The organism is Phyllobacterium zundukense, from assembly GCF_002764115.1.
Lineage (GTDB): Bacteria > Pseudomonadota > Alphaproteobacteria > Rhizobiales > Rhizobiaceae > Phyllobacterium > Phyllobacterium zundukense.
Genome location: NZ_CP017940.1, coordinates 1,072,939 through 1,091,392 on the forward strand (window position 1 = coordinate 1,072,939; position 18,454 = coordinate 1,091,392).

An 18,454-nucleotide genomic window follows, 5' to 3' on the forward strand; every position below is an offset into this window, starting at 1 on the left:
CCCTGACAAGATTGTCATTGAGCCAAATCGCATCCGATCCTAGCGTTCCGCCATCCATCAGGTTTGATTTGACAATGACGCTCGAGATTTTTCTGACACTGCTTGTCTTCGCTTTCGTGACCTCGATCACGCCGGGGCCGAACAACTTCATGCTCCTGGCTTCGGGGGTCAATTTCGGCTTCAAGCGCACGATCCCGCATATGTTCGGGATTGGCAGCGGGTTCTTCTCCCTGCTGCTGGGTGTTGGGCTGGGGCTGGGTGCTCTGATCCAGACGTTTCCGCTCTTCTACACCATTCTCAAGTTTGCGGGCGGCGCGTACCTCATTTACCTCGCCTACAAAATCGCGATGTCCCGTTCGCTCAATGCCGTCGACGGCAAGGCCCGGCCAATGACGTTCATGGAGGCAGCTGCGTTCCAATGGATCAATCCCAAGGCGTGGGTCATGGCCATCACCGCGATGGCCACCTACACCTCGCCTGACGCCTATTTCGCGACCGTCTTGATCGTCGGCATTGCCTTTGCCCTCGTCAATATACCGTCGGTGTCAAGCTGGGCCGCTTTTGGCCAGATGATGCGAGGCTGGCTCGCCGACCCGGTGCGCCTCAAATGGTTCAACATCACCATGGCGATCCTGCTTGTCGCCAGCCTGTGGCCGATGCTGAAGTGAGCTTGCACCCGGAAGAAGACGCGCATAAGATTTTCCCATGCCACACGACCACGATGACCACCACCACGATAATGAACTCGATCCCATGGCCGCGCGGGTGCGGGCGCTGGAGACGATCCTGACCCAAAAGGGTCTTATCGATCCATTGGCCATCGATGCGATCGTCGAGACCTATGAAACGAAGGTCGGGCCGCGCAATGGAGCCAGGGTCGTGGCGAAAGCCTGGATTGATCTTGAGTACGCCGAATGGCTGAAGCGCGATGCGACAGCAGCGATCGCCTCGCTTAGCATTACCGGGCGGCAGGGCGAGCACATGCAGGCGGTGTTCAACACTGCGGATACACATAACCTCGTCGTGTGCACCCTATGCTCGTGTTATCCGTGGTCTGTACTTGGTCTGCCGCCGGTTTGGTATAAATCGCCGCCATATCGTTCGAAGGCAGTCATTGATCCGCGTGGCGTGCTGGCTGAGTTCGATGTTGTCATTCCCGAAACCACCAACATCCGTGTGTGGGATTCGACCGCAGAACTGCGATATCTCGTCGTGCCGCTGCGGCCAGCGGGCACAGAAGGGCTTAGCGAAGACCAGTTGGCCGATCTTGTCACTCGCGATTCCATGATCGGAACCGGGCTGGCACTTGCGCCGGAGGCTGCATGAACGGCCCGCAGGATCTTGGCGGGCAGATGGGCTTCGGCCCGGTCGCCCCGGAAAAGGATGAACCGCTTTTTCATGCGGGCTGGGAAAAGCGCGCTCTTGGCCTGACACTTGCGGCCGGCGCCATGGGACACTGGAATATCGACGAAAGTCGTCACGCGCGTGAAAGCCTGCATCCGGCGGATTATTACTCCTCCACCTATTACGAAATCTGGATCAAGGCGCTGGAGGTGCTTCTCAAGCGCCACGGATTTGTCTCGCCGCAAGAGCTAGAGACAGGTCACTCCCTCGGGGCGGGCACGGAGCCCAAGCGTACTTTGAAAGCGGAGAACGTGGCCGCAGCACTGGCGAAGGGTGGTCCCTGTGACCGGCCTGTGGCCGGGGCCCCACGTTTCAAAGCCGGCGATCGTGTGAAGACGCATAATTTCAACCCGGAGACGCACACGCGCTTGCCCCGTTATGCAAGGGGCAAGACGGGACGAATTGAAGCCGTCCGCGATGGCTTTGTTTTCCCGGACACCAATGCCCACGGCAAAGGCGAAAACCCGCAATATGTCTATACGGTTGTGTTTTCTTCCGCCGAGATTTGGGGTGAGGGGGCAGATCCGACGCTGACCGTCAGCATCGATGCCTGGGAGAGTTATCTTGAGCCTGCGTGAGCTGATTACCCATTCACGAGGGCTTGCTACAAGTGGGGATGCACCGGTCTTTGCCGAGCCATGGCAGGCGGAAGCCTTCGCGATGGTGCTTGCGCTGCATGACCGGGGCTTGTTCACTTGGGATGAATGGGCGAGTGCCCTCTCGGCACAGTTGAAGCGTCCCGGAGCCCTGGATGATGGCAGCGACTATTATCAATGCTGGCTTGCGGCGTTGGAATCGCTCATTGCCGCGAAAAATATCGCGGGCAAAGATGATATTGACCAACTGACTGCCGCCTGGCAGCGCGCCGCCCATGCAACTCCGCACGGGCAACCAATCAAACTTGAAAATGATCCGGATCGGTCTTGAGATGCAAATATCGTTGAGAATTCGCCGGATGGCGCTGTTCATTCTGTTTGCCTGGCCTGTGCTCATTGCGAGCCACCGTCATGGCCCAAGATGCCTCCTGGCCAACGGTCACGGAAGAGGATCTGCGCAAGGCCATCACTGGAACGACCTTGACAGGTGAAGTCAAAGCCGAACCCCCGTTCAACTTCAGCGAATTTCTGGCATCGGATGGCAAGTCTCGCGGCAAGATGATTGAGTGCTGCAAGCCGGAACAGGTTGTGACAAAAGGCATGTCCTACGCGGGCGAATGGACGCTGGAGAAGGACAGTCTCTGCCTTACTTATGAGGGCGAAGAGCAGAAGATTTGCTGGCGACTGCAGGTCAAGGGCGATCGCTTCCGCATGGTCGACCATCAATTCGGCCGGGTGGGCGAGGGACAGATTCGGCCAGGAAACCCCGATAACCTATGAGTCTAACGCCGGTAGCGTCCATTTTCCTTGCCCTTTGACGGCGAATCCTGTCACTCAGGGCCATGCAATTATCACCGCAACAGGATGAAGCGCTTCGAGCCGTTTCAAAATGGCTGAAAGACGGGCGCAGCCCGATTTTCCGGCTTTTCGGCTATGCCGGCACCGGCAAGACGACGCTTGCCCGCTATTTCGCCGAGCATATTGAAGGCGATGTTCAGTTTGCGGCCTTTACCGGTAAGGCTGCACAGGTTCTGCGTTCCAAGGGCGCCGCGAATGCCCGTACTCTGCACTCGCTCATTTACCGGCCGCGCGGTGAAGAGGCTGTGGAGAATGAAGCCACGGGCAAGACCAGCATCGCCCCGACATTTTCGCTGAACCGCCAAAGCCCTGTCTCCAAGGCCAGGCTCATCGTCGTTGACGAATGCTCCATGGTGGACGAACAATTGGGGCGCGATCTCATGAGTTTCGGCACGCCCATTCTCGTGCTGGGTGACCCTGGTCAGCTGCCGCCGATTTCCGGCGGTGGGTTTTTCACCGAGCACGAACCTGATTTCCTCCTGAGCGAAATTCATCGGCAGGCGCGCGACAACCCCATTATTCGTCTTGCGCTCGACGTTCGTGAGGGGCGGGAATTCACTTACGGTGATTTCGGTGCGGCAAAGGTCATTTCCAAGACCGACGTGACGCAGGAGCTTGTGCTTGGCGCCGACCAGGTGCTGGTGGGTACCAACCGCACCCGCCGGCGTTACAATCAGCGGCTGCGTGAGCTGAAAGGTTTTTCGGCGTCGTTTCCGCAGGCTGGTGACAAGCTGGTCTGCCTGCGAAACGATCCAGCCAAGGGTCTGCTGAATGGCTCGCTCTGGAAAGTCATGACCTCTTCGCGAGAAACGGTCAAACCCGGTATCAATCTTCTCGTCGCACCGGAAGATGAAGAGCCGGGCAGGGGCGTTGCCAAGATAAAACTCCTGAAGGCGCAGTTTGAGGATCCGGACGCGGAAATTCCATGGCAAACCAAGAAACGGTTTGATGATTTCGACTATGGCTATGCGTTGACAACGCATAAGGCGCAGGGTTCGCAATGGGACGAGGTCGTGCTCTTTGACGAAAGCTATGCCTTTCGTGATACACGCGAACGCTGGCTCTATACGGCAATTACCCGGGCTGCAGAACGTTTGACGGTCGTCCGTTAAGCGTTAGCAAAATTCAACGACCAGTCAAAAGACTTGGCTCGCCTTCAATCCTTCATTGGGTTTCAATGAACGGGCAGAGAGCGAGGTTGGCCATGGCAGACAAAAGTGCGAAAGTCTTGTGGGATCTGCCTCACACATTCCTCTTCAGGGACCAATCCGTGCGTTTCGGCATGATTGGCAGTGGGCGGCCGCTGGTGTTTGTACATGGAACACCGTTTTCCTCCGTGGTGTGGCGTAAGATCGCGCCGCATTTTGCGCGGGACCGAAGCGTCTATTTCTTTGACTTGCTCGGTTACGGCCGCTCGGAGATGCGAGACCGGCAGGACGTTTCGCTAGGAGTGCAAAATGATCTATTTTCCGCCCTGCTCCAGCATTGGCAAATCGAAAGACCGGATGTGGTTGCCCATGATTTCGGTGGTGCAACCGCGCTGCGGGCTCATCTCATCAACGGTGTGGACTTTGCCTCGCTAACACTGATCGATCCGGTTGCGATTGCGCCCTGGGGATCGCCCTTCGTGCAGCACGTGCGCAAATTCGAAAATGCCTTTGGTCAACTCCCCCCTTACATCCACGACGCCATTGTCGTCGCTTACATCGGTGGCGCGGCCTTCCAACCACTATCTCCGGAGGGTCTTGATCTTTATTGTGCGCCTTGGCGCGGTGAGGCCGGGCAAGCGGCGTTCTACAGGCAGATTGCGCAGATGGATCAGCGCTTTACCGATGAAATTGCAGGCGGGCTTCCGACCATTCGCTGCTCAGTCTCAATCCTTTGGGGTGAGGAAGATCAATGGATACCAATCGAGCGCGGACGTAAGCTTGCTTCGCTCATACCGAACGCGCGGTTTCACAGCGTTGCAAGGGCGGGACATCTCGTTCAGGATGATGCCCCCGAGGCGATCGTGGCGGAACTGAAGAGCTTTCTGATCTGAACGTCTCAAATTGCGCCATGCTCGCCCAGGGTCACAGGGTTTGGTCTCCCGGGTTTTTTCGATCCTGGGTTTTTAATGAGATACCAATGTTTAATGTCGCAATTCTCCTGTAAAAGACATGGCAGCATCTCCCAGCCGGACATCAGCCATGACAGCAACACTCTCCGTCAACGTCAACGCAATCGCCATGCTGCGCAATCGGCGCGATCTGCCCTGGCCGAATGTGATCAGCCTTGGACGCATCGCTTTGGCGGCAGGAGCGTCCGGATTGACGGTGCACCCGCGCCCCGATGAGAGACATATCCGCTTTTCGGACCTGCCTGAGATCCGCGCCCTGATCGACGATGAATTTCCGCAGGCGGAATTCAACATTGAAGGTTACCCGGCGGTAGAATTCCTGGACCTTGTTGCAAGGAACGAACCGGAACAGGTGACGCTGGTTCCTGACGACCCGGCACAGTCCACGTCCGATCATGGCTGGGACTTGACGCGGGATGCCGAATTCTTGCAACCCATCATTGCAGATCTGAAACGCCAAGCGGTCCGGGTGTCATTGTTCATTGATGCGGATCCCGAGGCCCCAGCTGCGGCCAAGGCGCTTGGCGCCGACCGGATCGAGCTTTATACTGGACCTTATGGCGGTGCTTACAACGATCCGCACCGCGCGGCCGAGGAACTGGCAAAGCTTGAAATGACAGCGGCGGCGGCGGCGAAGGCAGGAATTGGTGTTAATGCTGGACATGATTTAACGGTCGCCAATCTTCCTGCCTTGGTCAAAAAAGCGCCAAATATCCTTGAGGTTTCGATTGGCCATGGACTGACTGCAGATGCTTTGGTGCATGGAATGTCTGGAGCTGTAGAAAGATTCATCGATGCCCTCAAGGCCTAGCCCTTTGATTCGCGCGGAGGATTTGCGTTGTCATGCGTTTTTGCATAGCGTGAGTAGAGAGCTATGAAAAAATGGCGATTGATATTGCGTTGCAACACGACTAACTCGTCCGCCCACGCTGTCGGAGCGAGGGAAAACCTATATGATTGACCAGCAATTGGGCGACGAGAACTGTGATAACGGTACCGTCACCTATGAACCGGAACCGCATCACAAAGAAGCTTTTCCGGTGCTTGTTCTTGGTGCTCTCGGCGTTGTCTACGGCGATATCGGTACGAGCCCGATCTATGCTTTTCGCGAAGCCCTTCACGCGGCCTCCCTTGACGGTAGTTTGAGCCGCACAGATGTGCTTGGGGTCGTGTCAATGATCTTCTGGGCGCTGACGGTCATTGTCACGATCAAGTATGTTCTCTTCGTTCTGCGCGCTGATAATGATGGCGAAGGCGGTATTTTATCCTTGATGGCTTTGGCACGGGCGAGCTTCAAGACTCGCCCGCAACTCATTTTGGCCCTTGGGATTGTCGGTGCATCGCTATTCTACGGTGATGCGGTGATTACTCCTGCGATCTCAGTGCTTTCCGCTGTTGAAGGCCTCGAAATAGTGACGCCAGCCCTCGAGCCATTTATCGTTCCGATCACGCTGGTTATTCTATTGACGTTGTTCTCGGTTCAGCGCTTCGGTACCGCGCGGGTTGCGACCATCTTCGGACCGATCACTTTACTGTGGTTCCTGGCGATCGGGTTCTTTGGCCTTTGGCATCTCGCCGATGATTTGAGCGTCTTTGCCGCTGTCAATCCCATCTATGCCTTCGAATATATCATCGAAAATCCAGTGACGGCTTTCCCCACGATCGGTACCGTGTTTCTCGCCGTTACCGGCGCAGAGGCGCTTTATGCCGACCTTGGCCATTTCGGGCGCAAACCCATTGCAACAGCCTGGATGTGGATTGTTTTTCCGTGCCTGTTGCTGAACTATTTCGGTCAAGGTGCCTTCATCTTGGCGCATGGCGAAGCAGCCAAGAATCCTTTCTTCGAAATGTTCCCGCACTGGGCGCTCTTGCCGATGGTCCTGCTTGCCACGATGGCAACGGTCATCGCCAGCCAGGCGGTCATTTCCGGCGCTTATTCGCTGTCGCGGCAGGCCGTGCAGCTCAATCTCCTGCCACGCCTAAACATAGAACACACGTCGGAAAAGCAGTCGGGACAAGTCTATTTGCCACGAGTCAACGCGCTTCTGGGGCTGGTTGTTATCCTGCTGGTGCTTGGTTTCGAGCGGTCAAGCAACCTTGCCTCCGCGTATGGTATCGCAGTTACAGGAAATATGATCGTAACGACAACACTGCTTTTCATCGTGATGAGCCGCATCTGGAAGTGGCGTCTTTGGGTTGCGGTATCTTTGACGGTTTGCTTCATGATCATCGATCTGACCTTCGTCAGCGCCAACCTTATCAAGGTAGTCGATGGTGGTTGGGCATCGCTAGTCGTCGCGTTCCTGATCATCCTGGTAATGGCTACCTGGGTGCGCGGCAGCCGTCAGCTCTTCGAGAAGACGCGCAAGGGCGAGGTCCCGCTTGATCTGATCTCCAAGAAAATGGCTGAAAATCCGCCGACCCTCGTGCCGGGTACTGCCGTATTCCTGACGGGCGATCCAAAGAGCACACCAACGGCGTTGATGCATAGTCTCAAACATTACAAGGTCTTGCACCAGAACAACGTCATATTGACCGTGGTGACGGCACCATCGCCGCTCGTGAAAAAAAGCGACCGTGTGCGGATCGAACCGATCAACGATCTGTTTATGCGTGTCACGCTGACATTCGGCTATATGGAGCGTCCCAACATTCCCCGCACCTTGGCGATCTGCCGCAAGCAGGGCTGGAAGTTCGATATCATGACGACTTCCTTCTTCCTGTCGCGCCGGTCGTTAAAGGCATCGGCACGGTCTGAGATGCCCCATTGGCAGGACAGGTTGTTCATTGCGCTGGCGCGGACAGCAAGCGATGCGACGGAATATTTCCAGATTCCAACGGGTCGTGTCGTCGAGATCGGAACGCAGGTCAACATCTAGGATAGGCGGGTGTTTCAACCCGCCACGCCTAATATTCAATTGACGATTGAGAATCTCGTCCCGGAATCGCACTTTTTTGTCCCATTTTCGGGAAAAGACGTATGGTTTTACACCAAATCGGTCAGAAAATTTATCACTCGAAATGTTTTCATTCGGCTTGTCAAAACGTTTTTAGCGTAATAAAACGCTGCCGTAACGTACGGTACGGTACGCCAAGGAGATGAAGCGTGCAATCCACAGTGGAAGTCAGCGAGAACGCATTGACGGAGCGTCAGAAGGACGTTCTCGATGCTGCGCTTACCCTGCTGGTCGAAGCGGGCGACACGTTGACCATGACAAGCGTCGCACGCCGTGCGAGCTGTTCCAAGGAAAGCCTCTATAAATGGTTCGGTGATCGCGACGGGCTCCTCACGGCGACCGTACAGTGGCAGGCTTCCAAGGTGCGGGGCGTGCCGGTGAACCGCGAAGCGTTTGACCTGAACTCGCTGACTGCCGGTCTCGAACGTTTTGCCTCCGACTGGTTGCGCGTGTTGTGCGGTACCATTTCGGTCGCGCTCAATCGCGTCGCTGTTGGCCATGCCGGCAGTGACAAGCACGACCTTGGAGCCATCGTTCTCGAAAACGGTCCCTTTGCCATGGCGCGGCGCCTGGAGCCGCTGCTTGAACTTGGGCGGGACACGGGCCTGCTGCATTTTCAAGGTACGGATGAGGCATTTCGCACTTTCTTCGGACTGGTTGTCCGCGATGTACAAATCCGGTTGCTGCTCGGCGACCGGCTGGAATTGACTGGTGCGGCGATCGACCGGGATGCCCGGCGAGCGACACAACAGTTTTTGGCTCTTTACGGGGCCCACACGAAAGCGGCCGGGGACGGCCACTAGATCCTAACACGGGAAGGAATAGATCAATGCGCGTATATTATGACCGCGATGCGGACATCAACCTCATCAAGTCGAAAAAGGTCGCCATCATCGGCTACGGTTCGCAAGGCCGCGCCCATGCGCTCAACCTCAAGGATTCCGGTGCCAAGGACGTGCGCATCGCGCTTCGTCAAGGCTCCGCGACTGCCAAGAAGGCAGAAACCGACGGCTTCCAGGTCGTCAGCGTTGCCGAGGCCGCCAAGTGGGCCGATCTGATGATGATGGCAACGCCGGACGAACTCCAGGCCGACATCTACAAGGATCACATTGCCGATAATATACGCGATGGCGCCGCAATCGCTTTCGCCCATGGCCTCAACGTGCATTTCGGCCTGATCGAGCCGAAGAAGTCCGTTGACGTTGTCATGATCGCGCCAAAGGGTCCGGGCCATACAGTCCGCGGCGAATACCAGAAGGGCGGCGGCGTTCCTTGCCTCATCGCCATCCACCAGGATGCTTCCGGCAATGCCCATGACCTTGCGCTGTCCTATGCCTGCGGTGTTGGTGGCGGCCGTTCCGGCGTCATTGAAACCAATTTCCGCGAAGAGTGCGAAACCGATCTCTTCGGCGAGCAGGTCGTTCTGTGCGGTGGTCTGGTCGAGTTGATCCGCGCCGGGTTCGAAACGCTGGTCGAAGCTGGCTATGCGCCGGAAATGGCCTATTTCGAGTGCCTGCACGAAGTGAAGCTGATCGTCGATCTGATCTATGAAGGCGGTATCGCCAACATGAACTACTCGATCTCCAACACGGCCGAGTGGGGCGAATATGTCACCGGCCCACGCATCATCACCGCCGAGACCAAGGCCGAGATGAAGCGGGTATTGACCGACATCCAGACCGGCAAGTTTACCTCTGACTGGATGCAGGAATACAAGGCCGGTGCATCGCGCTTCAAGGCCATCCGCCGCAACAATGACAAGCACCAGATCGAAGAAGTTGGCGAAAAGCTACGTGGCATGATGCCGTGGATCGGCAGCAACAAGCTGGTCGACAAGGCAAAGAACTAAGCTTCAGGCTCATAAAATTGGAGAAGGCCGGTGGATCGCTCCACCGGCCTTTTTGTTGAATGACGATCGAGCCATGCTCTTTTGGCGTAGTCATGTAAGCGTTAGCTGTGCGGACCTGACATGGAAATCCAGGAAGTTTCCAGGATTTACCTCTTCAGTCCCAATGCCCGTTACAAATCGCAACGGCGGCGTGGTCCGTTGAAGGGCTGGTAGGTATTGTCGAAAGCGCGATAGGTTTGATAACGGGCTTGGCAACGCTCCGTCTGTGTTGGTCCCGAAGGGCCAACCGGGCGACGCACGCGGAAGTCAACGCAGCGGGAGGAGCCAGTGCAATCGCGTGACGCCGGGTTGGCTGGGGAGCCGTTGCGGAGCAGGAGCGGTTTTATCGGTACCACATCGAGACCGCGCGGCGCCGGCCGATAGGTCTCGATTCCCTGAGCGGAGGCGCTAACAAGTTGCATCGCCACCAGGGCGCCAAACGCTGTAGGCAAGACTTTCCAGATTTTCATTGTCGTCCCACCAAAATTTGTCACCCAATCCATATAAGAACTTGTGGAGCCGATCGCTACTGGTGGCAAGCCGCCAATAAGGCTAGGTTCTATGTGGAGGAACGTTGTTGCTCCACATATTGTTTCAAACGCTCGAGTTTTGCATGTCCGTCCGCATCGCTACTTTCAATGTCGAAAATCTCATGAACCGTTTCGACTATTCGGGGTTCAGGAACAATCTCAACAAGGACCGGACGTTGCAGCTCTTCCAGATCCAGGATGAGGGGCAATACCGGCAACTGGAGCAGGCGCGGACAATCGCGCATGCGGACGATACGCGCCAGTTGACGGCGCTGGCCATTGCCGAGACCCACTCGGATATCCTTTGCCTGCAGGAGGTGGACAATATCGGGGCGCTGAATGCCTTCGAATTCGGCTATCTGTTCAAGATGGTCGGGGAGGGCTACCGATACAAATACATGGTCGAGGGCAATGACAGCCGTGGTATCGATGTGGCCGTGCTGATGCGGGAGACGACCCGCTATGGGGAGCCGATCGAGTTCGTCCAAATGACCAGTCATGCCCACGTCACCTATAATGATTTTGGCATCCATAATCCCGAACTTGCATTGCTTGGGATCGAGCCGCATGAGCGCATCTTCCAGCGGGATTGTCTCGAGATCGATGTGCGTATTGGCGGCAAGCCGCTGACGCTGTTTGTCAGTCATTTCAAGTCGATGGGTTCGCCGCGCAATGGTCTGGATGGACGAGCATCCACCATGCCGGTCCGGGTCGCGGAGGCGATGGCGGTTCGCCGGATCATCGAAGACAAATTTGCCCACAACGGCGGTTCCGCTGACAAGCGCTGGGTCATCTGCGGCGATTTCAACGACTATCGGGAGAGGATTGTCATTGGTGGCGATTCCCTTGCCGGATACACATTCGACCCTGTGAGCGAACCGGTAAGCAGTATCGATATCCTGCTGGAAGGCGGCTTTTGCGAAAACCTGGTGGAGCGGCGGCCGGTCATGGATCGCTGGACCCTCTACCACACGCGCGGTCCGCAGGAGCGGCATCTTTGCCAGCTCGATTATATCCTGGCGTCCCCGGCGCTGGCGCGGAGCAATACCGATGCGGTTCCCGATATTATCCGCCGCGGCCAGCCGCACCGGACCATATTTCCACCGAAGCAGAAAGTGGAACTCTTCCCGCGGACGGGATGGGATCGCCCTAAGGCCAGCGACCATTGCCCCGTCGCCGTTACACTGAACATGGTTTGACAGATGCATCATATCGCCGAAAAGACTGTAATCCCGATCAAAAGCGCGATCGTGCGGATTGACACCGCCCCGCTGGGCTATGAATTGGAGCACCGTGAAGGCATTGCTGCCAACTGGGCAAGCGCCACCACCGCTAATCCGGCGCTGTTCAACGGCCCGTTCTTCATGGCAGAGCAGGCGAGCGTGACCGAAGAAGCATTCGAGGCGCGATATCATCGAACCCGTTTTGCAACGATGATGCACTGGAAGGCCAATGCGACGAGTAACAAGCCGTGGCACATTTTCAGTGTCGGCGTCATTGTTTCGAATGACAACAAACTCATCGCTGGACGGATGGCAATGTCGACCGCGGCCGCCGGACGGGTCTATTTTCCTGCCGGTTCGTTTGACGAGAGCGATGTGGTGAACGAACACGTCGATATTGATGGTAATATGCAACGCGAGGTCGAAGAGGAAACCGGCGTCAGGCTCTCCGAGGCCAGTCATCGAGACGATCAGATTCATCTTGTCGCGGCCGACCGCAGCATTGCCCTTTTTCGGCGTCATTATTTTGATGTCACAGGGGATGAACTGTTAGAACGCATCCGCAGCCATATCGCCGCCGAGGAGGATTCCGAACTCGACGATGTCACGGCGATTTCTGCGGCGGGTGAAATGGGCGCGAGGACGCCGGATACTTTTCGCACGTTTGCCGACTGGCATTTCGCGCAAGGTTGAATGTCACGGTCACAAGGTTTGACTTGCACAGATAAAGCCTTGTTCTATTTTCTCCCAAACCAACCCGGGAGCAATGCAGATGGGCGGCCGCAATTATGAAGTCTATGACGTCTTCACCGACAAGGTGCTGACCGGAAATCCGTTGGCCATCGTGCATGATGCGGAGGGGCTGGACGATCTGGCGATGCAACGAATTGCCCGGGAATTCAACCTGTCCGAAACCGTATTTGTATTGCCTGCAAAAAACCCGGCACATACAGCCTGGGCACGTATTTTTACACCCGACTATGAAATGCCATTCGCGGGCCACCCAACAGTCGGAACCGCCGTCGCACTGGCCCAACGCCGCTTCGGCGCGGTCGAGGAAGATCAGGACGCGCTGATCATCTTGGAGGAACAGGTTGGTCCTGTGCGCTGCGGCGTGAAACTGAGCACAGGCGGTGCCTTTGCAGAATTCGACCTCCCGCGCTTGCCCCAGGAAATACCCTATAAGTACGACAAGATCGCCATTGCCAATGCGCTGCGGCTCGAACCGCGGGAGATTGGCTTCGAGAACCATGTTCCGAGCATATGGGACGCGGGCGTGCCATTTCTACTGGTGCCGATCCATGGTCTTGAAGCTGCGGGTCGCATCAGAATCAACCAGACCGCGATGAAGGATGTCGCGCCGACGATTGGCCATCGCCAGCTGCCGGTCTATGCCTATTGCCGCGAAACAATCCTGCATGACAGTCATTTCCATTCGCGCATGTTCGTCAACGACGAGGGCACATATGAAGATCCGGCGACAGGGTCTGCAACTGCTGCCTTCGCGGGGGCCATCCACGCCTTTGATGAGCCGCTGGACGGTTTGTTGCGGCTATCGATCGAACAAGGACATGAGATGGGGCGGCCATCGAGCTTGCGTCTCGAACTCGATATTATCGATCAGAAGCTGACCGGGGGACGTATTGGAGGCTCCGCGATCAAGATTGCAGAGGGTCAGCTTTTTGTGTGAGGCTCGACTTTGCATTGTTACTATGCGCAGCCGTCATAAAGTTTTCAAGAAGGGCTGGACAGGCAGAATTTGCCCCGTTATAGAGCGCTCACCTTCGGTCGTCAAAGCGGCTGACGGGCACATAGCTCAGTTGGTAGAGCAGCTGACTCTTAATCAGCGGGTCGTAGGTTCGATCCCTACTGTGCCCACCATTCTTTTGAAAAAAGGGCCGCATGGCCCTTTTTTCATGCACGCAAGGCAGGCGCCTGCCTGCTCGCAATCGCTAGAGGAGAGTTTCCATGAGCATTCGTCGCATTGAAGTTGGTCCGCGCATGAGCCAGGCCGTGATCCATGGCAATACTGTCTATCTCGCTGGTCAGGTTGGTGGACCAGGCAAGAGCGTCACCGAGCAGACCAAGGATGTTCTGGCGGCAGTCGATCGCTTGCTGAAGGAAGCAGGCACCGATAAATCCAAGCTGTTGCAGGCCATTATCTGGCTCGACGACATGAAGGACTTTGGCGAGATGAACGCAGTCTGGGATTCTTGGGTCGATCAAGCCAACACGCCGGCACGTGCAACTGGCGAAGCCAAGCTTGCGACACCGGAATACAAGGTGGAAATCATCATCACTGCAGCAATTTGATTCTCTGTGCGCACGAACCAGGAACGGTTACTGCGCACCAAGTATGAAATTACATCAGGCAGGCGATAGAAAAAGCCAGCATGTCTGGACAAAAGCCCGAGTAAATTACTTGAGCACACTGGATTTTTGGCGCGGAAATGAATAAAGTCCGCGCTTCTCCGGATTGCCGTAGTGGCAATTCTTCAAACGCTTGTCTGATTGTGGTCAATTGTGATTCTGCAAGACGAGGCAAGCATGGGTAAGGAAAACGATTGCAAGTTCTCGTCCGTGACAACAATGTTGAACAGGCCCTGCGGGTCCTGAAGAAGAAGATGCAGCGGGAAGGTCTTTTCCGCGAAATGAAGGCGCGCCAGGCATTCGAAAAGCCGTCCGAGCGCCGCGTCCGTGAAAAGGCTGAAGCCGTAAGCCGTGCCCGCAAGGCTGCACGCAAGCAGGCACAGCGCGAAGGCCTGTTGCCCGGTCCGAAGAAAAAGGAACGGGTTGCCCGTCCGAACGGCAGCACTGGCGGCGATTTCAACCGATAAATCCATGACCGGCCCGACCGGTCATTTGTAAACGCGACAGAACCCGCACGGCCTCTGCTGTAGCGGGTTTCGTTTTGCTCAAATCAGGCTGAATTCTTAAAAGCCTCCAGTCGTTTGCTTTTGAGCGAGAACAGAATATCCGGTTTCCAAAAAGTGCCTTCTTGTGCAGTGCGGCAAAGCCTTCCTATTCATAGGCGACAAGATTCACGCCTTATGGAGACGCGGCAATGGCACTCAAGCTCAACATCATCATCGCCAGCACACGGCCGGGCCGCGGAGGCCCCGCAGTTGCAAAATGGTTTAATGAATTTGCCAGGCAAGATGGCCGGTTTGACCCTGTTCTGGTCGATCTTGCCGAGATCAATCTGCCGATCTTTGACGAACCCAATCATCCTCGCCTGAAAAAGTACGAACACGCGCATACAAGGAAATGGAGCGAGATTGTCGATTCGGGTGATGCCTATGTTTTTGTTACGCCGGAATATGATTATTTCGCCCCGCCGCCGCTGACCAATGCGATGATCTATCTCTGGCAGGAGTGGAACTACAAGCCTGCCGGTTTTGTCAGCTATGGCGGCGTCTCGGGCGGCTTGCGCTCGGTCGAATCAGTCAAGGGACTGATGGCCGGATTGCGCATGGTTCCCATTCCGGAAGGCGTTCCGGTACATTCCTACCAGCAATACATCAACGATGAAGGCGTATTCCAGCCAAGTGAAAGCATCGTGACAAGCGCAACGAACATGCTCGGCGAGCTAACCAAATGGGCTGGCGCGTTGAAACAGCTTCGCGCAGCATAGAACATACACCCGCTTGACAACGAAGTCGCGAGCGGGTCAGTTAGGGTTATTCACCAGGGGAGTCCCGACAAGGGGCTGAGATACTGCTGGCTTTGCAGCGCAGTGACCCGTTGAACCTGATCCAGTTCATACTGGCGTAGGGACGGTGCAAAAGTCTTCGCGAGTCGTGCTCCGGCACAATATCGTCTGTATTCAGACTCGCGAACTCCTTTCATCCTTCCGGCACAGAACTGGGTTTCCACGCAAATAAACTGCAAAGGAACCTGATGATGACCGCAATGACCCCAACTGTTTCTGCCCCGACCGTCTCGACCGGCTCCCTGCCGGCGTCGACCAAAACATACAAGACCGGACGCATTCATCCCGATATTCGCGTGCCCATGCGCGAAATCGCTGTTCATCCGACTGCCGGCGAACCCAATGTCACGGTTTACGATTCCTCCGGCCCTTATACCGACCCTTCCGCTGCGATCGATATCGCCAAGGGTCTTCCACGTATCCGCGAGCGCTGGCTCGCCGCGCAGGGCGACACCCGTTCCTATGAAGGGCGTCACATCATCCCCGCGGACAATGGTTTCGCCACGGGCGAGCGGCTGACGCCGGAATTTCCCATCCGCAATCAGCCGCTGAAGGCAGTGGGTACCAAGGCCGTCACCCAGCTTGCCTATGCGCGAGCCGGAATCATCACACCGGAAATGGAATATGTGGGAATAAGGGAAAATCTCGGCCGCGTGGCAGCCAGAACGGCAGCTGTGCGCGATGGCGAATCATTTGGCGCCGCCATTCCGGATTATGTGACCCCGGAATTCGTTCGCGAGGAGATCGCCCGGGGCAGGGCAATCATACCAGCCAATATCAACCATCCAGAACTTGAGCCGATGATTATCGGTCGCAACTTCCTGGTCAAGATCAACGCCAATATCGGCAATTCCGCGGTCACTTCCTCGATGGCAGAGGAGGTTGAGAAGATGGTATGGGCGACGCGCTGGGGTGCGGACACGGTGATGGACCTCTCCACTGGGCGCAACATTCATAATATTCGCGAATGGATCATCCGCAATTCGCCTGTGCCGATCGGGACGGTGCCGCTGTATCAGGCGCTGGAGAAGGTTGGCGGCATCGCCGAGGACCTCACATGGGAGGTTTATCGCGATACGCTGATCGAACAGGCCGAGCAGGGTGTGGACTATTTCACCATTCATGCCGGTGTGCGGCTGCACTATATCCCGCTGACGGTGAATCGCGTGACAGGTATCGTATCGCGTGGTGGGTCGATCATGGCGAAGTGGTGCCTGCATCACCACCGCGAGAGTTTCCTTTACGAACATTTCGCGGAAATCTGCGATATCTGCCGCGTCTACGACGTGAGCTTTTCCCTGGGTGACGGCCTTCGGCCGGGCTCGATCGCCGATGCCAATGACGCGGCGCAATTTGCCGAACTCGAAACGCTCGGTGAACTTACGCAGATCGCCTGGGCCAAGGACTGCCAGGTGATGATCGAGGGGCCAGGTCACGTCCCGATGCACAAGATCAAGGAAAACATGGACAAGCAGGTTGCCGTTTGCGGCGAGGCGCCATTCTACACGCTCGGACCGCTCACCACGGATATTGCGCCAGGCTACGATCACATCACGTCGGGTATCGGCGCCGCGATGATCGGCTGGTTCGGTACGGCGATGCTCTGCTATGTGACGCCGAAGGAGCATCTTGGCCTGCCCAACCGCGACGACGTGAAAGTCGGCGTGATAACCTACAAGATTGCAGCTCATGCGGCGGATCTGGCCAAGGGGCATCCGGCGGCGAAACTGCGTGATGACGCCCTGTCGCGGGCACGCTTCGAGTTCCGTTGGGAAGACCAGTTCAATCTGTCGCTCGATCCCGAAACGGCGCGGCTCTATCACGATGAGACCCTGCCCAAGGAAGCACACAAGGTGGCGCATTTCTGCTCCATGTGCGGACCGAAATTCTGCTCCATGCGGATTTCCCATGACATCCGCGCCGAGGCGCAGAAGGAAGGCATGGCGGCCATGGCGGAGAAATTCCGCGAGGGCGGCGATCTCTACATGCCGCTCAACAGCGGGGCCTGACGTCGTGGACGTTCTGGTAAGGGGGGCCGGCGTTGCGGGCCTTGCCGTTGCCCATGAACTCATGTCGCGCGGGGCGCGCGTAACGGTACTTGATCCTCTCACGAGCGGGCGAGCATCCTGGTACGCAGGGGGCATGCTTGCCCCCTATTGCGAGCGGGAAAGCGCCGAGCAGCGGGTCGTGGAACTCGGTTTGCGGGCAGCGGATTGGTGGGAGGCGGTGCTGCCCGGCTCTGTCATTCGCAACGGGACGCTGGTTCTGGCTCCGGCGCGCGACGTCAAGGAACTGGACCGGTTCGGGTCGCGAACGTCGGGCTACGAAGCGGTGGAGGAAGAGGCCATTGCCGCGCTTGAGCCTGATTTGGCGGGGCGCTTTCGCAAAGGCCTTTTCTTCGATGGGGAGGCACATCTCGACCCCAGGCACGTGCTGATCAGTCTGGCGGCAAGGCTCGCCGCTGCAGGCGTTTTGTTCGAAACAGATTTGTCACAATCTGATTCGGCCAGCTTTGATTGGATCATGGATTGCACCGGCTATTCCACGGCAGATGAGGATATACGCGGTGTGCGCGGCGAAATGCTCATCTTGCGTACGCCGGATATCTCGCTGTCGCGTCCGGTCCGGGTCATTCACCCGCGCTTCCCGGTCTATGTCGTGCCGCGCGACGACAACACCTTCATGGTGGGGGCGACGATGATCGAAAGCGACTCGCACGGGCCGATCACGGCGCGCTCGATGATGGAATTGCTCAACGCGGCCTATAGTCTGCATCCGGCATTTGGCGAGGCAGAAATTATCGAGACGGGGGCGGGGATACGCCCGGCCTATCCGGACAATCTGCCGCGTGTGGCGCGCGAAGGAAAAACGATCAGCATCAACGGACTTTATCGGCATGGATTTCTGCTTGCACCAGCGATGGCTATGCAGGCTGCTGACATGATTTTCGAGACCAGGAGCGAAACCCCATGAAACTCATCGTTAATGGTGAACCGCACGACGTCACTGCACAATCTCTCGACGCCTTACTCAGCGAGTTGGCATTCGAAGGCGAATGGCTGGCGACGGCGCTCAATGGCGAGCTGGTGCGGTCCCCGGAACGACGGGCCTGCCGCCTGACCGAGGGCGACCGGGTGGAAATACTCACTCCGCGGCAAGGAGGCTGA

General features: G+C 56.8%; 21 protein-coding genes, 1 tRNA gene and 1 riboswitch. Of the genes, 21 read left to right on the top strand and 1 reads right to left on the bottom strand.

Annotated elements, in window-relative coordinates; all coding sequences use genetic code 11:
- The first annotated feature begins 74 nt into the window (after positions 1 to 74).
- The 11 genes from BLM14_RS05180 to ilvC all read left to right on the top strand — a co-directional run bounded on the left by BLM14_RS05180 (position 75) and on the right by ilvC (position 9,783).
- The gene (locus BLM14_RS05180; protein ID WP_099998405.1) at positions 75 to 668 is read left to right on the top strand and encodes a LysE family translocator; all 594 of its coding nucleotides are present in this window, start codon (positions 75 to 77) and stop codon (positions 666 to 668) included.
- A gap of 37 nt (positions 669 to 705) precedes the next feature.
- Positions 706 to 1,326 (top strand): nitrile hydratase subunit alpha, encoded by a 621-nt coding sequence (nthA, locus tag BLM14_RS05185; protein WP_099998406.1) that lies wholly within the window; start codon positions 706 to 708, stop codon positions 1,324 to 1,326.
- Positions 1,323 to 1,982: a nitrile hydratase subunit beta gene (nthB, locus tag BLM14_RS05190; RefSeq protein ID WP_099998407.1), complete on the top strand. Its 660-nt coding sequence runs from the start codon at positions 1,323 to 1,325 to the stop codon at positions 1,980 to 1,982. Before nthA ends, nthB begins: the two co-directional genes overlap by 4 nt.
- An 82-nt stretch (positions 1,983 to 2,064) precedes the next feature.
- On the top strand, positions 2,065 to 2,331 hold the full coding sequence (locus BLM14_RS05195) for a nitrile hydratase accessory protein (RefSeq protein ID WP_237143518.1): 267 nt from the start codon (positions 2,065 to 2,067) through the stop codon (positions 2,329 to 2,331).
- Between the two features lie 80 nt (positions 2,332 to 2,411).
- Positions 2,412 to 2,780 carry a hypothetical protein gene (locus tag BLM14_RS05200; RefSeq protein WP_099998409.1) on the top strand — a complete coding sequence of 123 codons (369 nt, stop codon included), beginning with the start codon at positions 2,412 to 2,414 and terminating at the stop codon, positions 2,778 to 2,780.
- 62 nt (positions 2,781 to 2,842) lie between these two features.
- Positions 2,843 to 3,970, top strand: a complete 1,128-nt coding sequence (locus BLM14_RS05205) for an ATP-dependent DNA helicase (protein WP_099998410.1) — start codon at positions 2,843 to 2,845, stop codon at positions 3,968 to 3,970.
- 92 nt (positions 3,971 to 4,062) lie between these two features.
- Complete coding sequence (locus tag BLM14_RS05210; RefSeq protein WP_099998411.1) at positions 4,063 to 4,899, top strand: alpha/beta fold hydrolase; 837 nt, start codon at positions 4,063 to 4,065, stop codon at positions 4,897 to 4,899.
- 148 nt (positions 4,900 to 5,047) lie between these two features.
- Entirely contained in the window at positions 5,048 to 5,788 is a 741-nt protein-coding gene (locus BLM14_RS05215) for a pyridoxine 5'-phosphate synthase (protein WP_099998412.1), read from the top strand.
- 142 nt (positions 5,789 to 5,930) lie between these two features.
- A complete protein-coding gene (locus BLM14_RS05220; protein WP_099998413.1) occupies positions 5,931 to 7,856 on the top strand; it encodes a potassium transporter Kup in 1,926 nt (641 codons plus the stop codon).
- A gap of 227 nt (positions 7,857 to 8,083) precedes the next feature.
- Positions 8,084 to 8,737 (top strand): TetR/AcrR family transcriptional regulator, encoded by a 654-nt coding sequence (locus BLM14_RS05225; RefSeq protein ID WP_099998414.1) that lies wholly within the window; start codon positions 8,084 to 8,086, stop codon positions 8,735 to 8,737.
- A gap of 26 nt (positions 8,738 to 8,763) precedes the next feature.
- Positions 8,764 to 9,783: a ketol-acid reductoisomerase gene (gene ilvC / locus BLM14_RS05230; protein WP_099998415.1), complete on the top strand. Its 1,020-nt coding sequence runs from the start codon at positions 8,764 to 8,766 to the stop codon at positions 9,781 to 9,783.
- Between the two features lie 170 nt (positions 9,784 to 9,953).
- Here the strand turns inward: ilvC and BLM14_RS32630 are convergent, their stop codons facing one another.
- Positions 9,954 to 10,325, bottom strand: coding sequence for a BA14K family protein (locus BLM14_RS32630; RefSeq protein WP_099998416.1), 372 nt, complete (start codon positions 10,323 to 10,325; stop codon positions 9,954 to 9,956).
- A 110-nt stretch (positions 10,326 to 10,435) separates the two neighbouring features.
- Here BLM14_RS32630 and BLM14_RS05240 point away from each other — a divergent pair, with 110 nt between their 5' ends.
- The 10 genes from BLM14_RS05240 (at position 10,436) to thiS (ending at position 18,454) form a co-directional block, all read left to right on the top strand.
- Positions 10,436 to 11,551, top strand: coding sequence for an endonuclease/exonuclease/phosphatase family protein (locus BLM14_RS05240; protein WP_100001041.1), 1,116 nt, complete (start codon positions 10,436 to 10,438; stop codon positions 11,549 to 11,551).
- A 3-nt stretch (positions 11,552 to 11,554) separates the two neighbouring features.
- Positions 11,555 to 12,268: an NUDIX hydrolase gene (locus BLM14_RS05245; protein ID WP_099998417.1), complete on the top strand. Its 714-nt coding sequence runs from the start codon at positions 11,555 to 11,557 to the stop codon at positions 12,266 to 12,268.
- 79 nt (positions 12,269 to 12,347) lie between these two features.
- Positions 12,348 to 13,265 carry a PhzF family phenazine biosynthesis protein gene (locus BLM14_RS05250; protein WP_099998418.1) on the top strand — a complete coding sequence of 306 codons (918 nt, stop codon included), beginning with the start codon at positions 12,348 to 12,350 and terminating at the stop codon, positions 13,263 to 13,265.
- A 115-nt stretch (positions 13,266 to 13,380) separates the two neighbouring features.
- Positions 13,381 to 13,456, top strand: a tRNA-Lys gene (locus BLM14_RS05255).
- A gap of 87 nt (positions 13,457 to 13,543) precedes the next feature.
- Complete coding sequence (locus BLM14_RS05260; protein ID WP_099998419.1) at positions 13,544 to 13,888, top strand: RidA family protein; 345 nt, start codon at positions 13,544 to 13,546, stop codon at positions 13,886 to 13,888.
- A gap of 251 nt (positions 13,889 to 14,139) precedes the next feature.
- Positions 14,140 to 14,412, top strand: coding sequence for a 30S ribosomal protein S21 (rpsU, locus tag BLM14_RS05265; RefSeq protein WP_099998420.1), 273 nt, complete (start codon positions 14,140 to 14,142; stop codon positions 14,410 to 14,412).
- Positions 14,413 to 14,639: 227 nt separating this feature from the next.
- On the top strand, positions 14,640 to 15,209 hold the full coding sequence (locus BLM14_RS05270; protein ID WP_099998421.1) for an NADPH-dependent FMN reductase: 570 nt from the start codon (positions 14,640 to 14,642) through the stop codon (positions 15,207 to 15,209).
- 45 nt (positions 15,210 to 15,254) lie between these two features.
- Positions 15,255 to 15,370: riboswitch (TPP riboswitch) on the top strand.
- Between the two features lie 108 nt (positions 15,371 to 15,478).
- Positions 15,479 to 17,296, top strand: a complete 1,818-nt coding sequence (gene thiC / locus BLM14_RS05275) for a phosphomethylpyrimidine synthase ThiC (protein WP_100001042.1) — start codon at positions 15,479 to 15,481, stop codon at positions 17,294 to 17,296.
- A gap of 4 nt (positions 17,297 to 17,300) precedes the next feature.
- Entirely contained in the window at positions 17,301 to 18,260 is a 960-nt protein-coding gene (gene thiO, locus BLM14_RS05280; RefSeq protein ID WP_099998422.1) for a glycine oxidase ThiO, read from the top strand.
- Positions 18,257 to 18,454, top strand: a complete 198-nt coding sequence (gene thiS, locus BLM14_RS05285) for a sulfur carrier protein ThiS (RefSeq protein WP_099998423.1) — start codon at positions 18,257 to 18,259, stop codon at positions 18,452 to 18,454. The genes thiO and thiS overlap by 4 nt, the downstream gene beginning before the upstream one ends.